At 72.2% G+C, this 21717-nt stretch carries 18 protein-coding genes; 1 reads left to right on the plus strand and 17 read right to left on the minus strand.

Annotated features, from left to right (window positions below):
- The first annotated feature begins 41 nt into the window (after positions 1 to 41).
- Positions 42 to 1049 carry a tRNA pseudouridine(55) synthase TruB gene (truB, locus tag ACP56T_RS02610; protein ID WP_430910555.1) on the plus strand — a complete coding sequence of 336 codons (1008 nt, stop codon included), beginning with the start codon at positions 42 to 44 and terminating at the stop codon, positions 1047 to 1049.
- Between the two features lie 216 nt (positions 1050 to 1265).
- Here truB and ACP56T_RS02615 read toward each other — a convergent pair whose 3' ends face one another.
- From ACP56T_RS02615 to bchB, 17 genes are all read right to left on the minus strand, one after another.
- Positions 1266 to 2354, minus strand: a complete 1089-nt coding sequence (locus tag ACP56T_RS02615; RefSeq protein WP_430910556.1) for a phytoene/squalene synthase family protein — start codon at positions 2352 to 2354, stop codon at positions 1266 to 1268.
- The gene (locus ACP56T_RS02620) at positions 2335 to 3864 is read right to left on the minus strand and encodes a phytoene desaturase (protein WP_430910557.1); all 1530 of its coding nucleotides are present in this window, start codon (positions 3862 to 3864) and stop codon (positions 2335 to 2337) included. Before ACP56T_RS02620 ends, ACP56T_RS02615 begins: the two co-directional genes overlap by 20 nt.
- A gap of 73 nt (positions 3865 to 3937) precedes the next feature.
- Positions 3938 to 4855, minus strand: coding sequence for an alpha/beta fold hydrolase BchO (gene bchO, locus ACP56T_RS02625; RefSeq protein ID WP_430910558.1), 918 nt, complete (start codon positions 4853 to 4855; stop codon positions 3938 to 3940).
- Positions 4856 to 4859: 4 nt separating this feature from the next.
- Positions 4860 to 6644, minus strand: a complete 1785-nt coding sequence (locus tag ACP56T_RS02630; RefSeq protein ID WP_430910559.1) for a magnesium chelatase subunit D — start codon at positions 6642 to 6644, stop codon at positions 4860 to 4862.
- Positions 6641 to 7609 carry a magnesium chelatase ATPase subunit I gene (gene bchI, locus ACP56T_RS02635; RefSeq protein WP_430910895.1) on the minus strand — a complete coding sequence of 323 codons (969 nt, stop codon included), beginning with the start codon at positions 7607 to 7609 and terminating at the stop codon, positions 6641 to 6643. The genes ACP56T_RS02630 and bchI overlap by 4 nt, the downstream gene beginning before the upstream one ends.
- 104 nt (positions 7610 to 7713) lie before the next feature.
- On the minus strand, positions 7714 to 8931 hold the full coding sequence (gene hemA / locus ACP56T_RS02640) for a 5-aminolevulinate synthase (RefSeq protein WP_430910560.1): 1218 nt from the start codon (positions 8929 to 8931) through the stop codon (positions 7714 to 7716).
- A 53-nt stretch (positions 8932 to 8984) separates the two neighbouring features.
- The gene (gene puhE, locus ACP56T_RS02645) at positions 8985 to 9818 is read right to left on the minus strand and encodes a putative photosynthetic complex assembly protein PuhE (RefSeq protein ID WP_430910561.1); all 834 of its coding nucleotides are present in this window, start codon (positions 9816 to 9818) and stop codon (positions 8985 to 8987) included.
- Between the two features lie 8 nt (positions 9819 to 9826).
- Entirely contained in the window at positions 9827 to 10879 is a 1053-nt protein-coding gene (gene acsF, locus ACP56T_RS02650; protein ID WP_430910562.1) for a magnesium-protoporphyrin IX monomethyl ester (oxidative) cyclase, read from the minus strand.
- Positions 10880 to 10914: 35 nt separating this feature from the next.
- On the minus strand, positions 10915 to 11220 hold the full coding sequence (locus ACP56T_RS02655; RefSeq protein WP_430910563.1) for a hypothetical protein: 306 nt from the start codon (positions 11218 to 11220) through the stop codon (positions 10915 to 10917).
- Positions 11217 to 11675, minus strand: a complete 459-nt coding sequence (puhC, locus tag ACP56T_RS02660; RefSeq protein WP_430910564.1) for a photosynthetic complex assembly protein PuhC — start codon at positions 11673 to 11675, stop codon at positions 11217 to 11219. Before puhC ends, ACP56T_RS02655 begins: the two co-directional genes overlap by 4 nt.
- A 14-nt stretch (positions 11676 to 11689) precedes the next feature.
- Positions 11690 to 12382 (minus strand): photosynthetic complex putative assembly protein PuhB, encoded by a 693-nt coding sequence (gene puhB, locus ACP56T_RS02665; RefSeq protein ID WP_430910565.1) that lies wholly within the window; start codon positions 12380 to 12382, stop codon positions 11690 to 11692.
- Positions 12379 to 13152, minus strand: coding sequence for a photosynthetic reaction center subunit H (gene puhA / locus ACP56T_RS02670; protein ID WP_430910566.1), 774 nt, complete (start codon positions 13150 to 13152; stop codon positions 12379 to 12381). The genes puhB and puhA overlap by 4 nt, the downstream gene beginning before the upstream one ends.
- A complete protein-coding gene (locus tag ACP56T_RS02675) occupies positions 13139 to 14605 on the minus strand; it encodes a BCD family MFS transporter (RefSeq protein ID WP_430910567.1) in 1467 nt (488 codons plus the stop codon). Before ACP56T_RS02675 ends, puhA begins: the two co-directional genes overlap by 14 nt.
- A complete protein-coding gene (gene bchM / locus ACP56T_RS02680) occupies positions 14602 to 15435 on the minus strand; it encodes a magnesium protoporphyrin IX methyltransferase (RefSeq protein WP_430910568.1) in 834 nt (277 codons plus the stop codon). The genes ACP56T_RS02675 and bchM overlap by 4 nt, the downstream gene beginning before the upstream one ends.
- Positions 15436 to 15446: 11 nt before the next feature.
- A complete protein-coding gene (gene bchL, locus ACP56T_RS02685) occupies positions 15447 to 16340 on the minus strand; it encodes a ferredoxin:protochlorophyllide reductase (ATP-dependent) iron-sulfur ATP-binding protein (RefSeq protein WP_430910569.1) in 894 nt (297 codons plus the stop codon).
- Positions 16337 to 20098: a magnesium chelatase subunit H gene (locus ACP56T_RS02690; protein WP_430910570.1), complete on the minus strand. Its 3762-nt coding sequence runs from the start codon at positions 20096 to 20098 to the stop codon at positions 16337 to 16339. The genes bchL and ACP56T_RS02690 overlap by 4 nt, the downstream gene beginning before the upstream one ends.
- On the minus strand, positions 20073 to 21713 hold the full coding sequence (gene bchB / locus ACP56T_RS02695; protein ID WP_430910571.1) for a ferredoxin:protochlorophyllide reductase (ATP-dependent) subunit B: 1641 nt from the start codon (positions 21711 to 21713) through the stop codon (positions 20073 to 20075). Before bchB ends, ACP56T_RS02690 begins: the two co-directional genes overlap by 26 nt.
- Positions 21714 to 21717: the final 4 nt, after the last annotated feature.

Genomic DNA, 21717 nt, shown 5'->3' on the forward strand with positions numbered 1-21717 from the left:
AGACCCATGAAGCCGGGCCCCACGAGGCCGCCGAGGATCCGATGAACGAGACACAAGCCGGGCCGGTGCCCGCGCCCGCCGCCGCCCATTCGCCTTTGCCGCGTCCGCCGCGCCAGGGCGGCCCGCGCCCCGATCGTCCCAAGAAGCGCGACGTCTCGGGCTGGGTCATCCTCGACAAGGGCGTCGGCATGACCTCGACGCATGCCGTCGCGGTGGTCAAGCGCGCCTTCAACGCCAAGAAGGCCGGGCATGCCGGCACCCTCGATCCGCTGGCCTCGGGCATCCTGCCGATCGCGCTCGGCGAGGCGACCAAGACCGTCCCCTTCGTCATGGACGGCCGCAAAGCCTACCGCTTCACCGTGACCTGGGGCGTCGAGACAGACACGGACGACACCGAGGGGCGCCCCGTCGCCACCAGCGACGCGCGGCCCACCCGCGAGGCGGTCGAGGCGGTGCTGCCGCGCTTCGTCGGGACCATCGAGCAGGTGCCGCCGCGCTATTCCGCCATCAAGATCGCGGGCGAGCGCGCCTACGATCTCGCCCGCGACGGCGAGGCGGTGGAGCTGGTGGCCCGGCCTGTCGAGATCGACCGGCTCGCGGTGGTGGAGCATTCGGACGACCGCACGGTGATCGAGGCGGAATGCGGCAAGGGCACCTATGTGCGGGCGCTGGCGCGCGACCTCGGCCGGCTGCTCGGCTGCTACGGCCATGTCTCGAGCCTGCGGCGCACCCGCGTCGGCCCGTTCTACGAAGCCGATTCCTGCCCCGTCGCCGCGCTGGAAGGCCCGGCCGAGGAGAACCGCGCGCATCTCAAGCCCGTCGAGACGGCGCTCTGCGACCTCGCCTCGGTCAGCATTTCCCGCGACATGGCCATGCGCCTGATGCGCGGCCAGCCGGTCATCCTGCGCGGGCGCGACGCCCCGAGCGAGGGCCGCATCTTCGCCACCAGCGGCGGGGTGCTCGTGGCCGTGGGCGACGTCGAGCGCGGCGAGCTGGTGCCGCACCGGGTCTTCCATCTCGGCGGCGGCCAGGGGCGCGGCGAGGCGTAGCCGCTCGGGCAGGCGTTTCTGAAAGCGCCTGCTACGGATTCCGGTCGATGCGAACGCATCGTCCCCTCTCCCCGTTGCGGGAGAGGGTGGCCCGCGAAGCGGGTCGGGAGAGGGGAGCGCCCTTTCCGGATACGGCGCTCCCCTCTCCCGACCCTCGCCGAGGCGAGGGCCACCCTCCCCCGCAGAGGGGGGAGGGAAATGCGGGTGGTCGATCGCCTACGAGGCGACTTCGCGCACGAGCGTTTCCCGCTCCCGCAGGGCCTCGACGAGGTCGAGCACGCGCGCAGCCTGCCCCGCCACGTCCCACCAGGCGAAGGCCGGAGGAGCGGCTTGCGCCGAAAGTGCGCCCGCCTCGACCAGGAAGGCCGTTTCCGGCAGGGCCGGGGCGGCGGCGACGGCCTCGTTCGCCAGCGGCCTGAGGGCGCGGGCCAGCAGCGCCGCCTTGCGGCGGCCGGGGACGCGGGCGCGCGGTCCGATGCTGTCGAAACCGTTCTCCGCGGTCTCCCGGCCGATCTCGGCATAGATCAGCCGCGCGGCACGGATCGCCGGACGGCAGGCGGGGGGCAGCCCGGCGATGCCAGCCTCCGAGCGGGCATAGAGCGGATCGGCGGCGGCCAACAGGCGGGCGACGACACCCCTGATCGCCTGCGTGGGGCGCGGATCGGCGAGGAACGCGTCCGGGTCGATGCCGGCCTCGGCGAGCCAGTCGAGAGGCAGGTAGAGGCGACCGGCGCGGGCGTCCTCGCCGACGTCGCGGGCGATGTTCGTCAATTGCATCGCCACGCCGAGATCGCAGGCGCGGGCGAGGGTCGCGGGATCGCGCACGCCCATGACCAGGGTCATGACGGCCCCCACCGAGGCAGCGACGCGCGCGGCGTAGGCGCGCAGATCGGGGAGGCTCGCGTAGCGCCGGCCGGCGGCATCCCAGGCGAGGCCCTCGATCAGGGCGGCGGGCAGCGCCGCCGGGACGGCGTGGGCGGCGAGGAGGTCGGCGAGGGCTCGGTCGGCGGGATGGTCGAGCGGATCGCCCGCCGCCGCCCGCTCGAGACGGGCCGCGAGCCGGTCGACGGCCTCGTGCCGGCCGATGCCGCGCGGAGCGTCGTCCACGGCGTCGTCCGAGAGCCGGCAGAAAGCGTAGAGCCCCAGGGAGGCTCGGCGCGCCGTGGGCGGCAGCAGCAGCGAGGCGGCGCGGAAGCTGCGCGACCCCCGCCGGATCGCATCGCGGCAATAGGCGTGGTCCTCGGCCGAGGCGAAGGTGCCCCAGCCGCGCATGGCGAGGCGGCAATCAGGCGAAGACGCGCGCATCCGGCACCACCTTGTCGAGCACCCTGGCCGAGGAGAGCACGCCGGGCAGCCCCGCCCCCGGATGGGTGCCGCCGCCGACGAGATAGAGGTTGGCCACGTCCTCCGAGGCGTTGTGGGGCCGGAACCACGCGGATTGCGTCAGCACCGGCTCCAGCCCGAAGCCGGAGCCCCGGAAGCTGAGGAAGTCGTCGGCGAAGTCCTGCGGCGTCGTCACCCGCGAGGTGACGATCGCCTCTCGCAGGCCGGGCAGCACGCTCGCCTCCAGCGCCGTCTCGATGGCCTGCCGGTAGGGTTCGGCGAGGCGCGCCCAGTCCTGGCCGCCGTCGAGGTTCGGCACCGGCGAAAGCACGTAGAAGGCATCGCATCCCGGCGGCGCGAGCAGGGGATCGGTCGCGGTCGGCCGGTGGAGGTAGAGGCTGAAATCCTCGGCCAGCTTCTTCCGGCGGAAGATGTCGTCGATGAGCCCGCGATAGCGCGGCCCCATCAGGATGGTGTGATGGGCGAGCCCCGGATATTTCCGGCGCGTCCCGAAATACCAGACGAACAGCCCCATGGACGAGCTCGACGCCCGCAGCCGGCGCGTCGTCCAGCGCCGCCGGGCCTCCTTCGGCACGAGGCGGTCATAGGTGAAGGCGGAATCGGCGTTCGAGACCACGATGTCGGCGCGGATCGTCTCACCCCCGGCGAGCCGCACCCCCGTGGCGGTGCCCGCCTCCACGACGATTTCGGCTACGTCCGCGCCGCAGCGCAGCGAGCCGCCCTGCCCCCGGATCAGGCCGACGAGGCCATCCACCAGACGGCCGGTGCCGCCCATGGCGAAATGGACGCCCCAGCGCCGTTCGAGATGGGCGATCAGGCAGTAGATCGCGCTCGCGCGGAACGGGCTGCCGCCGATGAGCAGCGGGTGGAAGCTGAAGATCGTGCGCAGGCGCTCGTCGCGGATGTAGCGGGCGACGACATCGTAGACGCTGCGATGGCCGCCGAGCCGCAGCAGGTCCGGCGCGATCCGCAGCATGTCGCGCACCGAGCCGAAGGGGACGTGCCCGAGCTCCTCGAAGCCGATCCGGCAGATCTCGGCGCTGCGCGCCATGAAGCGCTCGTAACCCGCAACGTCCTCCGGCGAGAAGCGGGCGACTTCCGCGCGCATGGCCTCCGGGTCGCCGCTGTAGTCGAAGCTCGCGCCGTCCTCGAAGCGGATGCGGTAGAAGGGCAGCATCGGCACCAGGGCGACGTCCTCCGCCATGGAGCGCCCGCAGAGCCGCCACAGCTCCTCGAACAGGAACGGCGCCGTGACGATGGTGGGGCCGGCGTCGAAGGTGAACCCGTCCTGCCGGTGGACTCGGGCGCGCCCGCCGGGCTCCGCCAGCCGTTCGAGCACGCTCACGCGATAGCCGCGTGCGCCGAGCCGGATCGCCGCCGCCAGGCCGCCGAAGCCGGAACCGATGACGATCGCATGCGGCCGCTCGGATGCCCGATCATCGGATTGAATTGACGCGTCGAGTGTCAACATAAACTGACAGTACGGTGCCTGTCGGCGTCGAGGCAAGGGGATTCCGGCGGGTCCGGTCCCCGGACTGCGTCCGTCAGGCGTCGACGCTTCCGGTGGCGAGGATTCCGGCTGTTTCCGCCTCGCGCAGCAGAAGCTCGGCGATCCGCTCCGGTGCTTCCTCGTGGGCGAGATGCCCGAGACCCCGGATCAGCTCCACGCGCGCGTCGGGCAGCCCGTCGCGCACCGCGAAGGCGGTGTCCGGCAGGATCGCCCGGTCCTCCGATCCGACGACGAGGAGCATGCGGACCGCGAGGTTTCGCAGGTCGCGGTCGAGGGCGTCGAGGTTCCAGTTCGCCATCATGCCGAGCGCCCCGGCGACATGGCCCGTGCGCCGGAAGAGCCGGGCGTAGAGGTCGATGCCCTCCTGGTCGAGCCTGGAGCCGGTGCCGCGGATCAGGCGCTCGACGGCCTTTCCGTCCGCCGACCAGGCGAAGACGCGCGGCGTCACCGGGTTGAGGAAGAGCAGTTTCGCCATGCCGGGGAAGAGGAACCCCGCCATTCCCGGAAACGGCTTCAGCGCGCCGTTGAGCGCCACGAGAAGCCGAGGGGCGATCGTGCCGTCGAGGCACATCCGCGCCAGGATCGCCGCGCCCGCCGAATGCCCCACGGCGATGGCGGGCCGTGTGCCGAGGGCGTCGAGCAGGCCGCCGAGCGCCGCCGCCATGCCCGGCAGGGAGAGGCGAGCGTCGGGGAGCGGATCGGTGAAGCCGTGTCCGGGCAGATCGGGCGCGACGACGCGGAATCGCTCCGACAGCAGCGGCAGCAGGGCGCGCCAGGAATGCGTCGCGGCGCCCGTCCCGTGCACGAGCAGCAGCGCCGGCGCGTCGGCCGGGCCGGCCTCCTGAACGTGCCAGCGCAGGCCCGAGGCGTCGAGGAAGCGGCTCGCCGCGCGGTTCGGCCAGTCGCGGCCCTCGCGCTCCCAGAGCGGGCGGTCGTCGGTGAGCGCGCGCATCGGATCAGGCCGCCGTCGTGGTCCGGGCCGCATGCGTCACGGCGAGGCTCAGCATGCCGGCATCGGCATGCGGGAGCGGAAGGTAGCGCGCGGCCATCGCCTCGGCCAGCCGTCTGGCGGTGTCCTGCGGACGGGGAGCCGTGTCGACCAGGATCGCGCCGAGATCGGCGGCGCGCAGCAGGCGGCCGGCCGCGAGGGCGTCCTCTCCGGCGCGCGCCCGGCCCGGCTCGCCCGAGCGGGCGATGTTGGCGCGTCCGTCCGTGAGCAGGACGATGGCGGGAACGCCGCCGCCCCTGCGCACGGAGAGCGCCAGGGCGACGCCCGCGTCGAGCCCGGCGGCGAGCGGCGTGCCGCCGCCCCCCGGCATGCCGGCGAGACAGCGGCGCGCGCGCGCCAGCGAGCGGGTCGGGGGCAGCACCAGTTCGGCGCCCGTCCCCCGGAAGGCGATGAGCGCGACCCTGTCGCGCCGGACATAGGCCTCGGCGAGCAGCAGCTCGACGGCGCCCTTCGCCTCGGCGAGCCGTTCCGTCGCCGCCGAGCCGGAGGCGTCGACCACGAAGATCGTCGTCGTCTGCGTGGGCTGGCGATGGCGCCGGACGCGGACGTCGCCGGGGCGGACCAGCACGCGCGCGGGCGCCTCCGGCCGTTCCGCCCGGCGCAGCCGCTGCCAGGGGGCGGCGGCGCGCAGGGTCGCCACGAGGTCGAGGCGCTCGCGGCGCGGATCGCCGGGGCGGGTGCTCGCCGGGCGGCCGGAGCGCGCGGCCGGGGCCGCCAGGCCGGCCTTGCCGGTGCGGGCGGTGCGCGGCGCCGGTCCGCCCGCCGCGATCAGCGCGAGGAGACCCGGCGGGATCGCGGCGCGCGCCGCGTCCAGCACGCGGTCTTCCGGTGGCCGGGATTGCTCGCCGGCTCCGTCGCCGTCCGGCGGCCGCTCGCGCTCCTCCTCGGGCGCGGGGGCCTCCCGTTCGTGGTCGGATGGCGGCAGGCGGGTCGCGCGCGGGGCGAGGACGAGGCATGCCGCCGCGACGGCGTCGTCCTCCCCGATGGAGGAGCGCCCGTCGCGCGCCGCGATCAGCCGGGCGGTCCGCAGGGCGAGGAGCGGTCCGCGCAGCGACCCGATCCCGAGCGCGGCGGCCGTCTCGCAGAGGCAGGAAGCCGCGTCGAAGGGCGGATCGCCTTCCTCCTCGGGATCGGCCGTCGGCTCCTTGCTTTTCCGAGGCGCTGGAGCGGGGGCCCCGGTCGGGGCGTCCGCCGCGATGTCGGCGAGCCCGAGCCCGGTGAGGTCGACATGGAAGGCCAGTCGCTCGGCGAGGGCGGCGGGTGCGCGCTCGTCGTCGATGCCCTCGTCCAGGAGGATCAGGCCGATGCGGGCGGGCGCCAGGGTGGCGAGCCCTTCGCGCTCGGCCCGCACGAGGCCCGAATCGAGCGCGGCGGCGAGGCGGGCGGCGGTGCCGGCCGGCAATCGTTCCGCCATCGGCACCAGCACGAGGCCGCCATCGGCCTCCGCGAGCAGTCCCTTCTGCGCCACGGGCCTGCCGGCGGCGAGCGTCGCGGGCAGGTCGAGGCCGCCGAGGAGCCGGTCGTCGGCGATGGCGGGCGGCATCCTGCGCAGGGGCGCGGACGGGGCCAGCATGGTCCGCAGCGCGGCGAGCCAGGCGTCCCGCACGGGGCCGGCGGCCGCCTTCAGCCAGACCCCGCCGGTGCCGTGCGGGTCGGCGGCGACGAGGGAGGCCGCCGCCAGCGCGTCGGCCCAGGCCGCCCGGCCGTCGTTCGGTCCGGGCGCGTCGCTCACGGAAGGATCTCGGCGACGGCGCGCTCCACGCGGGCGGTGGAGCCCGATTCGTCGAGCGGGTTGCGGCGCAGCCGGTGGCGCAGCACGGAGGGCGCCACCCGCCGGACATGGCCGACCCCCGCTTCCGCCTCGCCCTCGTAGGCGGCGAGCGCGCGGGCGGTGCGCATGAGGGTGAGCTCGCCGCGCAACCCGTCCGTGCCCAGCGCCATGCAGAGCCGCGCGGCGGCCTCCAGTGTGGCGTCGGGCACGGCGACGTGCGGCAGGCGCTCGCGCCCCTCGGCGACGCGCCGGGAGAGCGCCTTCTCGGCCCTGGCGTGGCGGATGGCGAAGCCGGCCGGATCGCGCTCGTAGGCGTCGCGCCGGCGCACCACCTCGATCCGGGTCGGGACGTCGGCGGGCGTCGTCACCTCGACGGCGAGGCCGAAGCGGTCGAGGAGCTGGGGCCGCAGCTCCCCCTCCTCCGGGTTGCCGGAGCCGACGAGCACGAAGCGGGCGGGATGGCGCACGCTCAGGCCCTCGCGCTCGACGGTGTTGACGCCCGAGGCCGCCACGTCGAGCAGCAGGTCGACGAGATGGTCCTCGAGCAGGTTGACCTCGTCGATGTAGAGGAAGCCGCGATTGGCGCGGGCCAGCAGCCCCGGCTCGAACGCCTTCTCGCCGAGATTGAGGGCCTTCTCCAGGTCGAGGGCGCCGACGACGCGGTCTTCCGTCGCGCCGAGCGGCAGATCGACCACCGGCACCGGCACGAGCTTGCCTTTCAACCCCTGCCTGCCCTGGCAGAGAGGGCAGTGCCCGGCAGGACGGTCGGGATCACAGGCATAGGGACAGCCGGCCACGGCCCGCATGCGCGGCAGCAGCCCGGCCAGCGCCCGCACCGCCGTCGACTTGCCGGTGCCCCGGTCGCCGAAGATGAGCACGCCGCCGATGGTGGGGTCGACGGCGGCGATCAGCAGCGCCTGCTTCATCTCCTCCTGGGCGACGATGGCCGAGAAGGGAAAGACCGGTGTCGCGGCGGGGCCGGCGGCCGCCTTCGCGCCCTCCCGCGCCGTCTCGATGGGGAGTTGCGCGTTCATTCCGCCGCCACCTTCTGGAGGCCGATGCGGTGCCAGATCGAGGACAGCGCCGCGATCAGGTGGTCGATGTCGGCGTCCGTGTGGAGGGGGGACGGGGTGATGCGCAGGCGCTCCGTGCCGCGCGGAACGGTGGGATAGTTGATCGGCTGCACGTAGATGCCGAACTCGTCGAGCAGGGTGTCGCTGATCGCCTTGCAGAGCACGGGGTCGCAGACCATCACCGGCACGATGTGGCTCTCGTTCGGCAGGTTGGGGATGCCCGCCGCGTCGAGGTGCTGGCGCACCTTCGCGACGCGGTCCTGCTGGCGGGCGCGCTCCGCGCTGCTCTTCTTCAGGTGTCGGATGCTCGCCGCCGCGCCTGCCGCCACCGCCGGCGGCAGCGAGGTGGTGAAGATGAAGCCCGAGGCGAAGCTGCGCACGAAGTCGCACAGCGCCGCCGAGCCGGTGATGTAGCCGCCATGCACCGCGAAGGCCTTGCCGAGGGTGCCCTCGATCACGTCGAGCCGGTGGGCGACGCCCATGCGCTCGGAGATGCCCCCGCCCCGCGCCCCGTAGAGGCCGACCGCGTGGACCTCGTCGAGATAGGTGAGCGCCCCGTGGGCCTCGGCCACGTCGCAGATCTCGCCGATGGGGGCGATGTCGCCGTCCATAGAATAGACCGACTCGAAGGCCACGAGCTTCGGGCGGCCGGGCTCGATCAGCGAGAGCTTGCGGTCGAGGTCCTCCGGGTCGTTGTGGCGGAAGATGTGGCGCTCGGCGCGGCTGGCGCGGATGCCCTCGATCATCGAGGCGTGGTTCTCCTCGTCGGAGAACACCGCGCAGCCGGGAAGCTTGCCGGCGAGCGTGCCCAGCGCCGCCCAGTTCGAGACGTAGCCCGAGGTAAAGAGCAGCGCCGATTCCTTGCCGTGGAGGTCGGCCAATTCCTGCTCCAGCAGCACATGGTAATGGTTGGTGCCGGAGATGTTGCGGGTGCCGCCGGCGCCGGCCCCGCAGCGGTCGAGGGCCTCGTGCATGGCCGCGAGCACGTCGGGGTGCTGGCCCATGCCGAGATAATCGTTGGAGCACCACACCGTCACCGGCTTCTCGCCGGAGGGCGAGTGGTGGACGGCATGCGGGTAGCGGCCCGCCTGCCGTTCGAGATCGGTGAAGACGCGGTAGCGCCCCTCCCGGTGGAGACCTGCAAGCTCGGCGTCGAAATACGCTTCGTAATCCATCGCTGGTCTCTCCTCCCCTTTTTACGGAAGCGGCGGGTTCTCCGGCCCGCGTCTCATGCGGCTTCCCCGGCCGCGTCGCGGCGGCCGGCCTCCGCCGGTTCCTGGTCGATCGTCTCGCGCGCCTGCGGGGCGCGCGAGGGCAGGCTCCACTGCCACAGGGCGGCGGAGGGAAGCGGCAGCATCAGGAACCAGTGCTCCAGCGTGGCGAGCGCCATGAGCGTGGTCAGGATGGTGAAGCCGACGAGCTCATGCGCGCTGGCCTCCTCCGCCAGCACCGCCCGCCCGAGCAGCAGCACGGCGCCGGTGGCGAGGCTCACCGAGACCGGAAAGAGCAGGTTCATCGGCCGGTTGCGCAGGAAGCAGCCGAGATAGCTCAGGTGCGCGGGCAGGAACTCGGCGTTCAGGTTGCGCACGCCGAGGAACATGTTGAGCCGGGCCGAGAGGTTCATGGCCGCGAGCACGAGATAGGTCCACAGGGCGAAGCGGTTGGGACAGCCCCAGGTCAGGGCGAGGAGGGCGAGGCCGCCCGCGACGATCGCCGCCTCGTGCCACAGGCTCGTCGCGACGGCTGCGCGGAACAGCGCGCCCCCCCGCGTGCCCGGCGCGCAGGCGACCGGGCGCGGGCCGGAGACGAAGCCCATGTAGTAGCTCATCTCCTGCCAGCCCCAGACCAGGATCCCGGCGGTGAAGGCGGTATAGGCGCCGGTCTCGCTGATATCGTTCGCGCTGGCCGCCACGGCCCAGAACGCGCCGCCGAGCACCACCGTCGCCCCGCCCATGCTCCACGCGAAGGTCTTTCGCGGGAGATGGTCGAGCAGGATGATGAGGCCGGTGGAGAACCACCAGACGGCGACCGCGTAGAGGGCCGGTACGGCGTAGGTCGACATCGCGTCCCCTACCAGACCGGCTGGAGGCGGATCTCCGCCGGCATCGGGTTGTCGCGGCTCGGCAGGAAGAAGAGCCGCGCGAAGGTCAGCGCCGCGCGCGCCGCCTGGACGCCGTGCTTGAGCTTGCCTCCGATCCCGCCCTCGGCCCGCGCGTCGGCGATCCTGACGGAGCAGTCCACCAGGGTGTCGAGGAGCGCGCGGAACCTCGGGTTGTCGAGGTCGATGACGAGCGGAAAGGTCTGCTTCGAGATGTCGTTGGTGATGCGGAAGACCTTGAAGTCGTAATCGGTCGGATCGACGCCGAGCGCTTTGTGGAAGGCCGGGCGGCAATGGTCGCGCACGTACATCGTCGCGTAGACCGCGAGCAGGAAGAACTTGATCCAGTAGCGGTTCAGGCCGGTGGTCAGCTTCGGGTTGGCGCGCATCAGCAGGGCGAAGGCCTCGCCGTGGCGGAACTCGTCGTTGCACCACTTCTCGAACCACTTGAAGATCGGGTGGAAGCGCCGGTCGGGATGCTTCTCGAACTCGCGGAAGATGGTGATGTAGCGCGCATAGCCGATCTTCTCGGAGAGATAGGTGGCGTAGAAGATGAACTTCGGCCGGAAGAAGGTGTACTTCTTGGTCTTCGTCAGAAACCCTAAGTCGACGCCGATGCCGAAATCCTTCAGCACGTCGTTGATGAAGCCGGCATGCCGCGCCTCGTCGCGGCTCATGAAGCCGAACAGCTCGCGGATGTCGGGGTTCTTGGCGCGCTTCCTCATCTCGGCATAGAGCACGCAGCCCGAGAACTCGGCGGTGATCGAGGAGACCAGGAAGTCCATGAACTCCTTGCGGAGCTCGGGATCGAGCCCCGACATGTCGAGGTCGAACTCGTCGGTGCGGGTGAAGTGGCGCTTGTTGGGGTCGGAGCGCAGCTCCTCGATGAGCTTGTCCCACTCCGCCCGCACGGGCTCGACGTCGGTGCGGTCGAGCTCATCGAAATCGGTGGTGTAGAAGCGCGGCGACAGGAAGGTCGTCTCCTGCGCGGCCTTGGTGGATTCGTTGACCGGATGCTTGGGCACGGGACCCTTGGGGAGCGGATGCCTGACGGGAGCGTTCACAGTCTCCTCCTCTCGGTAAAGCTGACTTCGTAGAGCTCGGTCAGTTCGAGATGGCCGGCGAGCTTGGTCCAGAGCCGCTCGATCCGGCCGGCGCGGGTCACGGTGGCCGTGCGCCGGACGACGAGGCGTTCGCCGTAGGGCACGGAGGTCGGCGCGTCGTGAACCGTCACCTCGTCGCCCGGCTCGATCTCGAAGGAGGCATCCAGGCTGACATGGGCGTGCAGCGTCTCGGGGGTCTGCTCGATCTCGACGGTGCAGGGCACCTCGACGCTGGAGCGTCGGTTGAGCCAGTCCAGGATCATCGCGCGGTGCTCCCCTCGTCCAGGATCTTCGCGAAGCCGCGCGCGTTCTCGAGCCCGAAGGCGCCGAGATTGACGACGCGGCCTGTGGTCTCGTCCGACAGCGTCAGCGAGCCGTCGGCGTAACGGGTCAGCAGGAACGGCTTTTCCGGGGTGTAGCCGGCCCGCAGCCGGGCCTGGGCGAAGCCGCGCAGGGTGGCGCGCACGAAGTTGCCGCTGCCCGGCTCTACCGTGTCGATCGGCCGGCCCGTGGCGGAGTCCTCGAGGAGGATGGCGCCGTCCGGGCGGTCCGCGACGGTGAGCGCGAGCCTGGCGACGGGCGCAGTCTCGGGCATCCGGGTGAGCCCCACGCCGCCGATCCGCGCCGCGCCGACGGCGACGACGGAGAACGCCAGCAGCGCGCCCGCTCCGAGCAGGGCGGCGGAGGGAATGGGACCGTCCTTGGCTTGAGTGGTCATGCCGGCCTCCCCGTTCAGGCCCCGATGGCGGTGAGGCGGCCGGCGGCCGCGGCGGTCGCACCCCCCTGCGGACGGCGCGCGATAACGATGGGCGTCGCGCCCTCCTCCGCCGCGCGCGAGGCGGCGACGGCCTCCGCGAGCAGCGCGGCGACCTCGGAGGGGTTCGCCAGGGCCCGCATCATCGGCTGCGGCTCGGAGACCCGCCAGGGCCGGGCATGCGGCCAGAGGTGGAGATAGGCGATCCGGGTGCCCTTGCCGAGGCGCAGCGGGATGTCGCCGCTGCCATCCGCGAAGACGTGGAGGGCGGCGCCCTCGATCCGCGAGAAGGGCAGGTTCAGGGTCATCGGCAGGGCGATGCCGATCCGCATCATCAGCCGGCGGTTGGTGATCGTGTAGGTCGTCGTACGCGCCGCGAGCCAGCCGAGGAGGCCGACGAGGGCGACCGCCCCCGTGCCGCCGGCCAGCGTCTGCCAGGAGGCCCGCCAGGCCCCGGCGAGCCCGCCCTCCATCCCCGCGGGGACCGCCGCCCAGACGGCCAGCGCCGCGAACCAGACCGCGACGAGCCGAGCGTGCAGCACCCGCACGGCGATGCCGAAGGCGCAGGGGCGCCCCTGCCAGAGGATGCGCTCGCCGGGCGGCAGCGGGGCGGGCAGCCCCGCGGGCACGAGGTCCTCGTCCGGGACCGGGACGGCGATGGGGGCGCTCACAGCAGGGCCTCCGCGCGGGCCGGGGTGGCGTAGAGGGTGCCGGCGCCGAAATAGGCGGCGATGCGCTCCTCCTCGAGCAGCGTCACCGAATCCGGATCGGCGTGGTCCGGGATTCCGGCGAACTGGCTTGCGAGAAGCGCCTCCGAACTCACCGTGCGCGAGAAGCGGCCGGTCTTGCCGAAGGTCGCCGGCATCAGTACCCGGCGCCCCCCCGCGCCGAGTTCGATCTCGTAGTAGCGCACGATGCACTCGCCCCGGTCGACCCAGAGATCGGTGACGGTGCCGGCGGGCTGCCGGTCGGCGCCGAACACGGCCATGCCGATGGGATTCGGGCCGTCCTCGTGGACGGTGAAATGCGTGGCGACGCGCAGGGGAACGATGCGCTTGTGCTCGTCCCAGGTGCGGTCGAAATCGTCGTCCCGCTTCACCCAGGAGCCGGGCCCCACGGGTTCGGCCATGGGATCGCCCGACGGATCGAGGGGCGAGCCGGGCCAGGGCTCGCGCTTGAGGCCGGCGAAGTTGCGGTCGGGCGCGGTGTCGCCGCGCGGGGCCTGCTTCACCTTCCCGTCCGAGAGGCGGAAGAATTTCGGCGTCGGGATCAGGATCGGATCGGGGCTCTTGAGCGTGCCCGTGACCTCCGCCTCCAGGGGATAGCCCTCGCGGCGATCCTCGCGGCGGAGCCAGAAGACCAGCCCCGCGAAGAAGATCCAGAACGCGTAGAGAACCACCTGGGCGACATCCAGGTAACTCGTGATCTCACCTCTGGGCATGGCGAACCTCCCAACGATCGGATGAAGGACTGGCGAGCGCGACGCCCGCGAGTGTCGAGGCGACGTGGTCCCTGCGGCCGCGCTCGCGCACCAGCGGGCCGATGGCGACGAGGGTCGCGAAGAGCAGCGCGATCTCGATGTGGTAGACGACGAGGTAGCCGACGGAGGCGTCGCTCAGCCCCTCGCCGAGCGCGCCCGACACGGCGAGTGCCGAGCCGACGTCCCGCAGGATGCCGCTCGCGGCGATGGCGAGGCCCGCCGCGCTCGCCTGCACGGCCCCCCAGGCGCCCAGCGCGAGCCCGGTATCCTCGGGGCCGGCCTTGGCCATGGAGGCGGTGAGCGTGCCGTGGGCGAAGAGACCGCCGCCGAGCCCGATCAGCATCACGCCGCTGGCGAAGAGCTGGGTCGAGTTCAGGGGAGCGGCGAAGACCACCGCCGAGAAGGCCGCGATGCCGACCACGGCGCCCGCCGCCGCCACCCGGAACGGATCGCCGCCCCGGTTCAGCCAGCGCGCCGCCACCAGGAGCCCGACCCCGCCGCCTGCCGCGAGCAGCGCCGTCAGCGCCGTGGTCGCCGCCACGGAGAGGTGGAGGATCTGTCCGCCATAGGGTTCGAGCAGGATGTCCTGCATGGAGAATCCGGCCGTGCCGAGCCCCGTGGCCACCAGGCGCCGCCGGGCGAGGCCGCTGCCGGCATAGGCCGCCCAGGACTGCTTGAAGCTGGGGCGCGGCGCCGACCTGTCCGTGCGCGCGGCGTTGCGCGGCTCCTGCTTCCAGAGGGCGAGGCCGTTGAGCACGATGGTGACGAGGGCCGCCCCCTGGATCACCTGGATCAGCCGCACGGGCGAGAAATGCGCGAGCAGCAGCCCGAAGGCGACGGCGCTGCCCATCATCCCCGCGAGCAGCATCACGCAGAGCAGCGCCACCACCTTCGGCCGTGCATGGGCGGGGGCGAGGTCGGTCGCCAGCGCCAGGCCCACCGTCTGGACCGTGTGCAGGCCGGCGCCCACGAGCACGAACGCCAGCGCCGCCGCGACCTGCCCGGCCCAGAGCGGCCCGGTGGTGTCGCCCGAGAGCAGCAGCAGCGCGAAGGGCATGATCGCCAGCCCGCCGAACTGGAGCAGCGTGCCGAACCAGATATAGGGCACCCGCCGCCAGCCCAGCACCGAGCGGTGCGTGTCCGAGCGGAAGCCGACCAGCGCCCGCAAGGGAGCGAAGATCAGAGGCAGCGAGAGCATCACCGCCACGATCCAGGCCGGAACCGCGAGTTCGACGATCATCACCCGGTTGAGCGTGCCGATCAGCAGCACCGCCGCCATCCCCACGCTCACCTGGAACAGCGACAGCCGCATCAGCCGGCCGAGGGGCAGCTCCGCCGTCGCCGCGTCCGCGAAGGGCAGGACCGAGGGGCCGAGGCGCGCCAGGGACTGGATGAGGCGGGGGCCGACCTTCATGGCGCCACCGTCCCATCGGTGTCCCCTCCCCCTTGCGGGGAGGGGCAGGGGTGGGGGTCGCGCCGGACGAGGCGCGGCGATCTGTTCGGCGCCACCCCCACCTCCGGCTCCTCCCCGCAAGGGGGAGGAGAGACGCGCGTAAGCTCGATGGCGTTCGAGAGGTAGAAACCGCTGTTCACCCGGTGCGTCCGGATGATGCCGAAGCCCTCGAGTGCCTGCTCCCGCGCGATGCGGCGGGCGAGCGCGGCTTGCGTGATCGGGACGATGGCCGGCGCCCGGTCACCCTTCGGAAACAGCTTTCCGGCTCCGTGCATCAGCGTCAGCAGCGCGGTGCGGGGCGCCACGGTGAAGACCACGGACCCGTCCGTACGGGCGCCGAGCGCGGCGAGCGCACGGGCGATATCGGCCGCCGAGTAGTGGATCAGCGAATCCATCGCCACGACGTGGTCGAAGCGGCCGAGGCGCGGGTCGAGCATGTCGCCGACCCGGAAGTCGATGCGGCCGGCGCCCTCGACGATCGCGGTGCGCTCGCGGGCCAATTCGATGAGCGTCGGCGACACGTCGATGGCGACGACTTCGGCGCCGCGCCGGGCGGCCTCGATGCTGAGCGCCCCGGTGCCGCAGCCGGCGTCCAGGATGCGCTTGCCGGAGAGATCGTCCGGCAGCCAGGAGAGCAGCGTGGCGCGCATCGCGTCGCGCCCGGCCCGCACCGTCGCCCTGATCTTGCTCACCGGCGCGTCGGAGGTCAGCCGCGCCCAGGCCTCGACGGCGGTGCGGTCGAAATAGGTGGTGAGCTGGCCGCGGCGGGATTCGTAGGAGGCGTTGGTCATGGCGGGCGCCCTCAATCGAAGCCGAGGAATTCGAAGAGGTCGCGGTCCTTCATCGGGATCGCGTCGAGGGGCTTGCCGCCCGCGTAGAGATAGGCCGCGAGCCGCATGTACTCGGCCTTCACCGCCTCCAGCTCGGGGGTCGAGTCCATCTCGAACAGGGTCGACTTCTTGAGCCGCGAGCGCCGCACCACGTCGAGATCTGGGAAATGGGCCACCCGCTCCAGGCCCACCGCCGCGTTGAAGCGGTCGATCTCGTCGGTCTTGGCGGAGCGGTTTGCGATCACGCCGCCGAGGCGCACGCCGTAGTTCTTCGCCTTGGCGTGGATGGCTGCCACGATCCGGTTCATGGCGAAGATCGAGTCGAAGTCGTTGGCGGTGACGACGAGCGCCTGCTCGGCATGCTGGAGGGGCGAGGCGAAGCCCCCGCAGACCACGTCGCCGAGCACGTCGAAGATCACCACGTCGGTGTCTTCGAGCAGGTGGTGCTCCTTGAGGAGCTTCACCGTCTGGCCGACGACGTAGCCGCCGCAGCCGGTGCCGGCCGGCGGGCCGCCGGCCTCCACGCACATCACGCCGTTGTACCCTTCCGCCACGAAGTCCTCGATGCGCAGCTCCTCCGAGTGGAACTGCACCGCCTCCAGGGCATCGATCACCGTGGGCGCCAGGCGCTTGGTGAGCGTGAAGGTCGAGTCGTGCTTCGGGTCGCAGCCGATCTGGAGAACGCGCTTGCCGAGCTTCGAGAAGGCCACCGACAGGTTCGACGAGGTGGTCGACTTGCCGATGCCGCCCTTGCCGTAGACGGCGAAGACCTTCGCCGTGGTGCCGATGGCGACGTCCATGGAGACCTGGACGCTGCCCTCGGGCTCGCGCCGCGAGGCCACCGGGTTGCGGATGGCGATGTTCATGCTGCGACCCCCGTCATGCTGGCGGCTCCTGGGGCGATGCCTTCGAGGCGGTCTTCGAGCTCGTCGCCGGCCTGGGCGAGCGCGTCGCGCATGGCGGCGTCCGGCTGCCAGAAGCCGCGCTGATGCGCCTCGATCAGGCGGTTCGCGACCTTGGCCGACGCGGTCGGGTTCAGGGCCGCCATGCGTTCGCGCATGGCCGGATCGAGGACGAAGGTCGTGGTGATCTCGCGATAGACCCAGGGGTCCACCTGCGACGTGGTGGCCGACCAGCCCACGGTGTTGGTGACGTGGGTCTCGATCTGGCGGACGCCCTCGTAGCCGTGGGCGAGCATGCCCTCGTACCATTTCGGGTTGAGGATGCGGGTGCGGGTCTCGATGGCGACCTGCTCGTTGAGGCTGCGCACGCAGCCCTCGCCCCGCGTCTGGTCGCCGATATAGACCGGCGCCTCGATGCCGCCCTTGGCCCGCTTCACCGCCCGACTGATGCCGCCGAGCGTATCGAAGTAGTGGTCGACGGTGGTGACGCCGAGTTCCACCGAGTCGAGGTTCTGGTAGGCCAGATCGACATCGGCCAGCACGCTCTTGAGCAGGGCGGATTGCTGCACCGGCTTGCCGTCGCGGCCATAGGCGAAGCCCTTACGGCGGGAATAGGTCTCGGCGAGCTCGTCCTCCTCGTCCCAGCGGCCGTTCTCGACGAGATGGCTGACATTGGAGCCGTAGGCGCCGTCCGCGTTGCCGAAGACCCGCAGCGCCGCCGTCTCGAAGTCGCCGCCATGGACACGCTGGTAGTCGAGGGCGTGGAGCCGGACGTAGTTCATCTCCGCCGGCTCGTCGGCGGAGGCCGCGAGCAGGCAGGCTTCCGCCAGCAGCTTGATCTGCAAGGGCAGCAGGTCGCGGAAGATCCCTGAGAGCGTCACCACCACGTCGATGCGCGGGCGGCCGAGCTCCTCGAGCGGGATCAGCTCCGCGCCGGCGAGGCGGCCGTAGCCGTCGAAGCGGGGCTTAGCGCCGAGCAGCGCCAGCACCTGCCCGATGGGCCCGCCCTCGTTCTTAAGGTTGTCGGTGCCCCACAGGACCACGGCGACGGTCTTCGGCAGCGGCAGGCCGTCCGCCGCGTGGCGCTCGAGGATGCGCCGGGCCTGCCGCGCCCCGTCCTGGATGGCGAAGGCGCTGGGGATGCGGAAGGGATCGAAGCCGTGGAGGTTGCGTCCCGTGGGCAGGATGGCCGGCGTGCGCAGCAGGTCGCCGCCGGGGGCCGGGCGGATGAAGCGCCCGTCGAGGGCGCGGAGAAGGGCCGGAATCTCGGTCTCGTGCGCCAGCAGCCGGTCGGTCGCCGCGAGGTCGCGAAGGAGCGCGATGTCGGCCCCCGGCGTGCCCGCTGCGGCGTCCGGCGCGGCGCCCGCGACGAGGGCCGAGACCGCCGCCCGGTCCGGCCGCGCGCCGTGGCTCGCCTCCGCCATGGCGAGCAGCATGTCGACCCGCTGGGCCTCCGACAGGGGCTCGCCGACGACGTGGAGCCCGTGCGGGATCAGGGTGTATTCGAAGTCGAGCACCTCCCGGCCGATGCGGGCGATCTCGGCCTCTGCCGTCGCGCCCCAGGCCGGCTCGGCCGCTCCGAGTTCCACGAGGGCGGCCTGCGCCTGGATCAGGACCGCCAGCTCCCTGCGCTCCTCCCCGGCGGCGGGATCGAGCCCGCGCCAGCGCTCGATGGAGCCCTTCAGGTCGATCAGCCCGCGATAGAGCCCGGCATGGGCGACGGGGGGTGTCAGGTAGCTGACCAGCGTCGCCGCCGCGCGCCGCTTGGCGATGGCCCCCTCGGACGGGTTGTTGGCGGCGTAGAGATAGATGTTCGGCATGTCGCCGATGAGCCGGTCGGGCCAGTCCTCGGCCGAGAGGCCGGTCTGGCGGCCGGGCATGAATTCGAGCGCCCCGTGGGTGCCGAAATGGACGAGGGCGGCGGCTTTGAAGTCCTCGCGCAGCCAGCGGTAGAAGGCCGAGAAGGCGTGTGTCGGGGCGAAGCCCTTCTCGAAGAGCAGGCGCATCGGGTCGCCCTCGTAGCCGAAGGCCGGCTGTACCCCGACGAAGACGTTGCCGAAGGCGGCCCCGAGCACGAAGATCGAGGCGCCGTCCGATTGCTGCTTGCCCGGCGCCGGGCCCCACTGCGCCTCGATCTCGGAGAGGTGCCGCTCGCGCCGGACATGGTCGTCCGTGCGGATGCGGGCATGCACGTTGGCCTGCGCGCCGAAGCGCGCCGCGTTGCCGACGACGATCGCCTCGCGCAGCGCCTCGACGCTCTCGGGCATCTCCACTGCGTAGCCGGCGGCCTGCATCGCGCCCAGCGTCCGGTGGAGCGACTCGAACACCGACAGATAGGCCGCCGTGCCGGTGTTGCCGGCGTTCGGCGGGAAGTTGAAGATCACCAGCCCGACCTTGCGCTCGGCCCGCTCGGAGCGGCGCAGCCGCACCAGCTTCTCGACGCGGGCGGCGAGCATGCCGGCGCGCTCGACGCAGGGGTGCATGTCGCGGTCGTCCTCGCCGGAGGGGAAGACGCAGGCGATCTGGCAGCCCTTGCAGGGGGCGCCCGACGCGTCCGAGCGGCCTCCGAAGACGATCGGGCCGGTGGCTCCGTCGAGTTCGGGGATCGCGACCATGATGGTGGATTCCACCGGCAGCAGGCCGCGCTCCGAGGCGCCCCATTGCTCGAGCGTCTGCAACTCGGCCGGGTGGGCCGCGATGTAGGGCACGTCGAGCCGGGCCAGCATCTCCTCGGCCGCGTGGGCGTCGTTGTAGGCGGGGCCTCCGACCAGCGAGAAGCCGGTGAGCGAGACCAGCGCGTCGACCGCCGGCACGCCGTTCTGGAAGAAGAACCGCTCGATGGCGGGGCGCGAGTCGAGGCCGCTGGCGAAGGCCGGGATCACCCGCAGGCCCCGCGCCTCGAGCGCCGCGATGACGCCGTCGTAATGGGCGCTGTTGCCGGCGAGCATGTAGGAGCGCAGGCCGAGCAGGCCGACGGTCCCGCGCGAGCCTCCGGCGGGAAGCGCCGCCGCGTCCTCCGACATCCGGCCGGGCAGGCGCGGGTGATAGACGCCGACCTCCGGGTAGAGCACCGGGGCGGCGGCCCTGACGCGTCCGCGCAACGCCCGGCGCGGGCCGTCGGCGTAGCGGTCCACCAGCATGCGGACCATGTTGGCGACGTTCTCGTCCGAGCCGGCGAGCCAGTATTGCAGGGCGAGGAAATAGGCCCGCACGTCCTGCGCGGTGCCGGGGATGAAGCGCAGGATCTTCGGCAGGCGCTTCAGCATCCGCATCTGGTGCGCGCCGGTGCTGGCGGTGCGCGGCTTGTCCGATCCCTTCAGGCGCTTCAGCAGCGCCATGGCGCCGCCCTTGGAGGGGTTGTCCATGCGGAACGCGCCGATCCGCGTCAGCGTCGTGACCTCGGCGGCGCTCAGCATGCAGACCAGCGTGTCGCAGCCGTCGCGGCGGGCCTGGAGGTCGGGGAGGATTGCGCGGAAATGGTCCTCCATGAACAGCATCGCGCAGATCACGATGTCGCCGTCCGCGATGTCCCGGCGGCAGGCCGCGAGCTTTTCGGGGCTGTCGCCGAACTCGGTGGCGGCGTGCAGCAACAGGGAGAGGCCCGGCATCTCGCGCCGCAGGGTCCGGGCGGCCCGCTCTGTGGCGCTCGCGAGATGCGTGTCCATCGTCACGATGACGACGCGCATCGGGATGGGCTCAACGGCCGAAATGCGCTTTTGCATCGTACAAGGTCTCGACGGTGATGAGCGCCAGCGCCCGGTCGCGGGCGAAGCGCTCGGTGTTCGCGCGGGCCTTGCCCCGCACGAAGAATGGGATCTTCTTCAGTTCCTTCTCGGCGTCGGCGGCCCATACCGAGAGGGACGCCTCTCCTCCCCCATGCGGGGAGGAGCTGGAGGTGGAGGGGGTGCCGGAAGGGGCGGCTGCGGTGCCTTCTGCGCCACCCCCACCCTGGCCCTCCCCGCAAGGGGGAGGGAAAGCGGTCGCGGAGTTCCGGCTGTGCCTTCCGAGATGCGAGGGCGCGGCGCCGTCGTGGAACTCGCGGTCGCCGCGGAACATGCCGAGCAGGTGCTCCTCGAGCCCCATCATCAGCGGGTGGACGAGGGTGTCGAACAGGACGTTGGCCCCCTCGAAGCCCATCTGCGGCGAGCGCCGGGCCGGGAAGTCCTGAACATGGACGGGGGCCGAGATCACCGCGCAGGGCACGCCGAGGCGCTTGGCGATGTGGCGCTCCATCTGCGTGCCGAGCACCAGCTCGGGCTGCGCCGCCTGGATCGCCGCCTCGACGTCGAGATAATCGTCGGTGACGAGCGCCTCGATGCCGTGCAGGGCGGCCTCCGCCCGGACCTCGCGGGCGAACTCGCGGGAATAGGTGCCGAGCCCGACGACGGTGAAGCCGAGTTCGGCCTTCGCCATCCGCGCCAGGGCGACGGCATGGGTGGCGTCCCCGAACACGAAGACGCGCTTGCCGGTGAGATAGGTCGAATCGACGGAGCGCGCGTACCAGGGCAGCCGCGAGCCGTGCTCGGCCAGCACCGGCGCGGCGTCGACGCCCGCGAGCGCCGCGACCTCCTCGACGAAGCGCACCGTCGCGCCGAAGCCGATCGGCACGGTCTCGACCATCGGCTGCCCGAAGGTCTTTTGCAGGTACTGCGCGGCGGCGCGGGCGATCTCGGGATAGAGCACGACGTTGAAATCGGCTTGCCCCAGCCGGCCGAGATCGGCGGGGCTGGCCCCCATCGGAGCGGTGACGTTGACGTCGATGCCGAGCCGGCCGAGCAGCGCCGTGATCTCGGCGAGGTCGTCGCGGTGGCGGAAGCCGAGCGCGGTCGGCCCGAGCAGGTTACAAAGGGGACGCCGGCCCTCCGCGCGGAGGCGGAGGGCTGCCGGTGCGGGCGCCGGTCCAGACAGCGCGCGCACCAGCCGGTAGAAGGTCTCCGAGGCGCCCCAGTTCTCCTTCTTCTGGTAGGCCGGCAGCTCCAGCGGGATCACCGGCACGGGGAGCGCGAGCGCCTTGGCGAGGCCGCCCGGATCGTCCTGGATCAGCTCCGCCGTGCAGGACGCGCCGACGATCATCGCCTGCGGCCGGAACCGCTCATGGGCCTCGGCCGCCGCGCGCTTGAAGATCTCGGCGGTGTCGGAGCCGAGGTCGCGGGCCTGGAAGGTGGTGTAGGTCACCGGCGGGCGGGCGTCGCGCCGCTCGATCATGGTGAAGAGCAGGTCGGCATAGGTGTCGCCCTGCGGCGCGTGCAGCACGTAGTGCAGGCCGCTCATCGCCGTGGCGATGCGCATCGCGCCGATGTGAGGGGGCCCCTCGTAGGTCCAGACGGTGAGCTGCATGGCG

This window comes from Methylobacterium endophyticum (genome assembly GCF_050591105.1).
GTDB lineage: Bacteria > Pseudomonadota > Alphaproteobacteria > Rhizobiales > Beijerinckiaceae > Methylobacterium.

What these genes read in the sequence shown, in the direction of transcription:
- truB (WP_430910555.1), top strand. Translation starts at nt 42, where the DNA reads ATGAACGAGACACAAGCCGGGCCGGTGCCCGCGCCCGCCGCCGCCCAT.
- ACP56T_RS02615 (WP_430910556.1), bottom strand. Translation starts at nt 2,354, where the DNA reads ATGCGCGCGTCTTCGCCTGATTGCCGCCTCGCCATGCGCGGCTGGGGC.
- ACP56T_RS02620 (WP_430910557.1), bottom strand. Translation starts at nt 3,864, where the DNA reads ATGTTGACACTCGACGCGTCAATTCAATCCGATGATCGGGCATCCGAG.
- bchO (WP_430910558.1), bottom strand. Translation starts at nt 4,855, where the DNA reads ATGCGCGCGCTCACCGACGACCGCCCGCTCTGGGAGCGCGAGGGCCGC.
- bchI (WP_430910895.1), bottom strand. Translation starts at nt 7,609, where the DNA reads ATGAAGCAGGCGCTGCTGATCGCCGCCGTCGACCCCACCATCGGCGGC.
- hemA (WP_430910560.1), bottom strand. Translation starts at nt 8,931, where the DNA reads ATGGATTACGAAGCGTATTTCGACGCCGAGCTTGCAGGTCTCCACCGG.
- puhE (WP_430910561.1), bottom strand. Translation starts at nt 9,818, where the DNA reads ATGTCGACCTACGCCGTACCGGCCCTCTACGCGGTCGCCGTCTGGTGG.
- ACP56T_RS02655 (WP_430910563.1), bottom strand. Translation starts at nt 11,220, where the DNA reads ATGATCCTGGACTGGCTCAACCGACGCTCCAGCGTCGAGGTGCCCTGC.
- puhC (WP_430910564.1), bottom strand. Translation starts at nt 11,675, where the DNA reads ATGACCACTCAAGCCAAGGACGGTCCCATTCCCTCCGCCGCCCTGCTC.
- puhA (WP_430910566.1), bottom strand. Translation starts at nt 13,152, where the DNA reads ATGCCCAGAGGTGAGATCACGAGTTACCTGGATGTCGCCCAGGTGGTT.
- ACP56T_RS02675 (WP_430910567.1), bottom strand. Translation starts at nt 14,605, where the DNA reads ATGAAGGTCGGCCCCCGCCTCATCCAGTCCCTGGCGCGCCTCGGCCCC.
- bchM (WP_430910568.1), bottom strand. Translation starts at nt 15,435, where the DNA reads ATGACCAACGCCTCCTACGAATCCCGCCGCGGCCAGCTCACCACCTAT.
- bchL (WP_430910569.1), bottom strand. Translation starts at nt 16,340, where the DNA reads ATGAACATCGCCATCCGCAACCCGGTGGCCTCGCGGCGCGAGCCCGAG.
- ACP56T_RS02690 (WP_430910570.1), bottom strand. Translation starts at nt 20,098, where the DNA reads ATGCAAAAGCGCATTTCGGCCGTTGAGCCCATCCCGATGCGCGTCGTC.
- bchB (WP_430910571.1), bottom strand. Translation starts at nt 21,713, where the DNA reads ATGCAGCTCACCGTCTGGACCTACGAGGGGCCCCCTCACATCGGCGCG.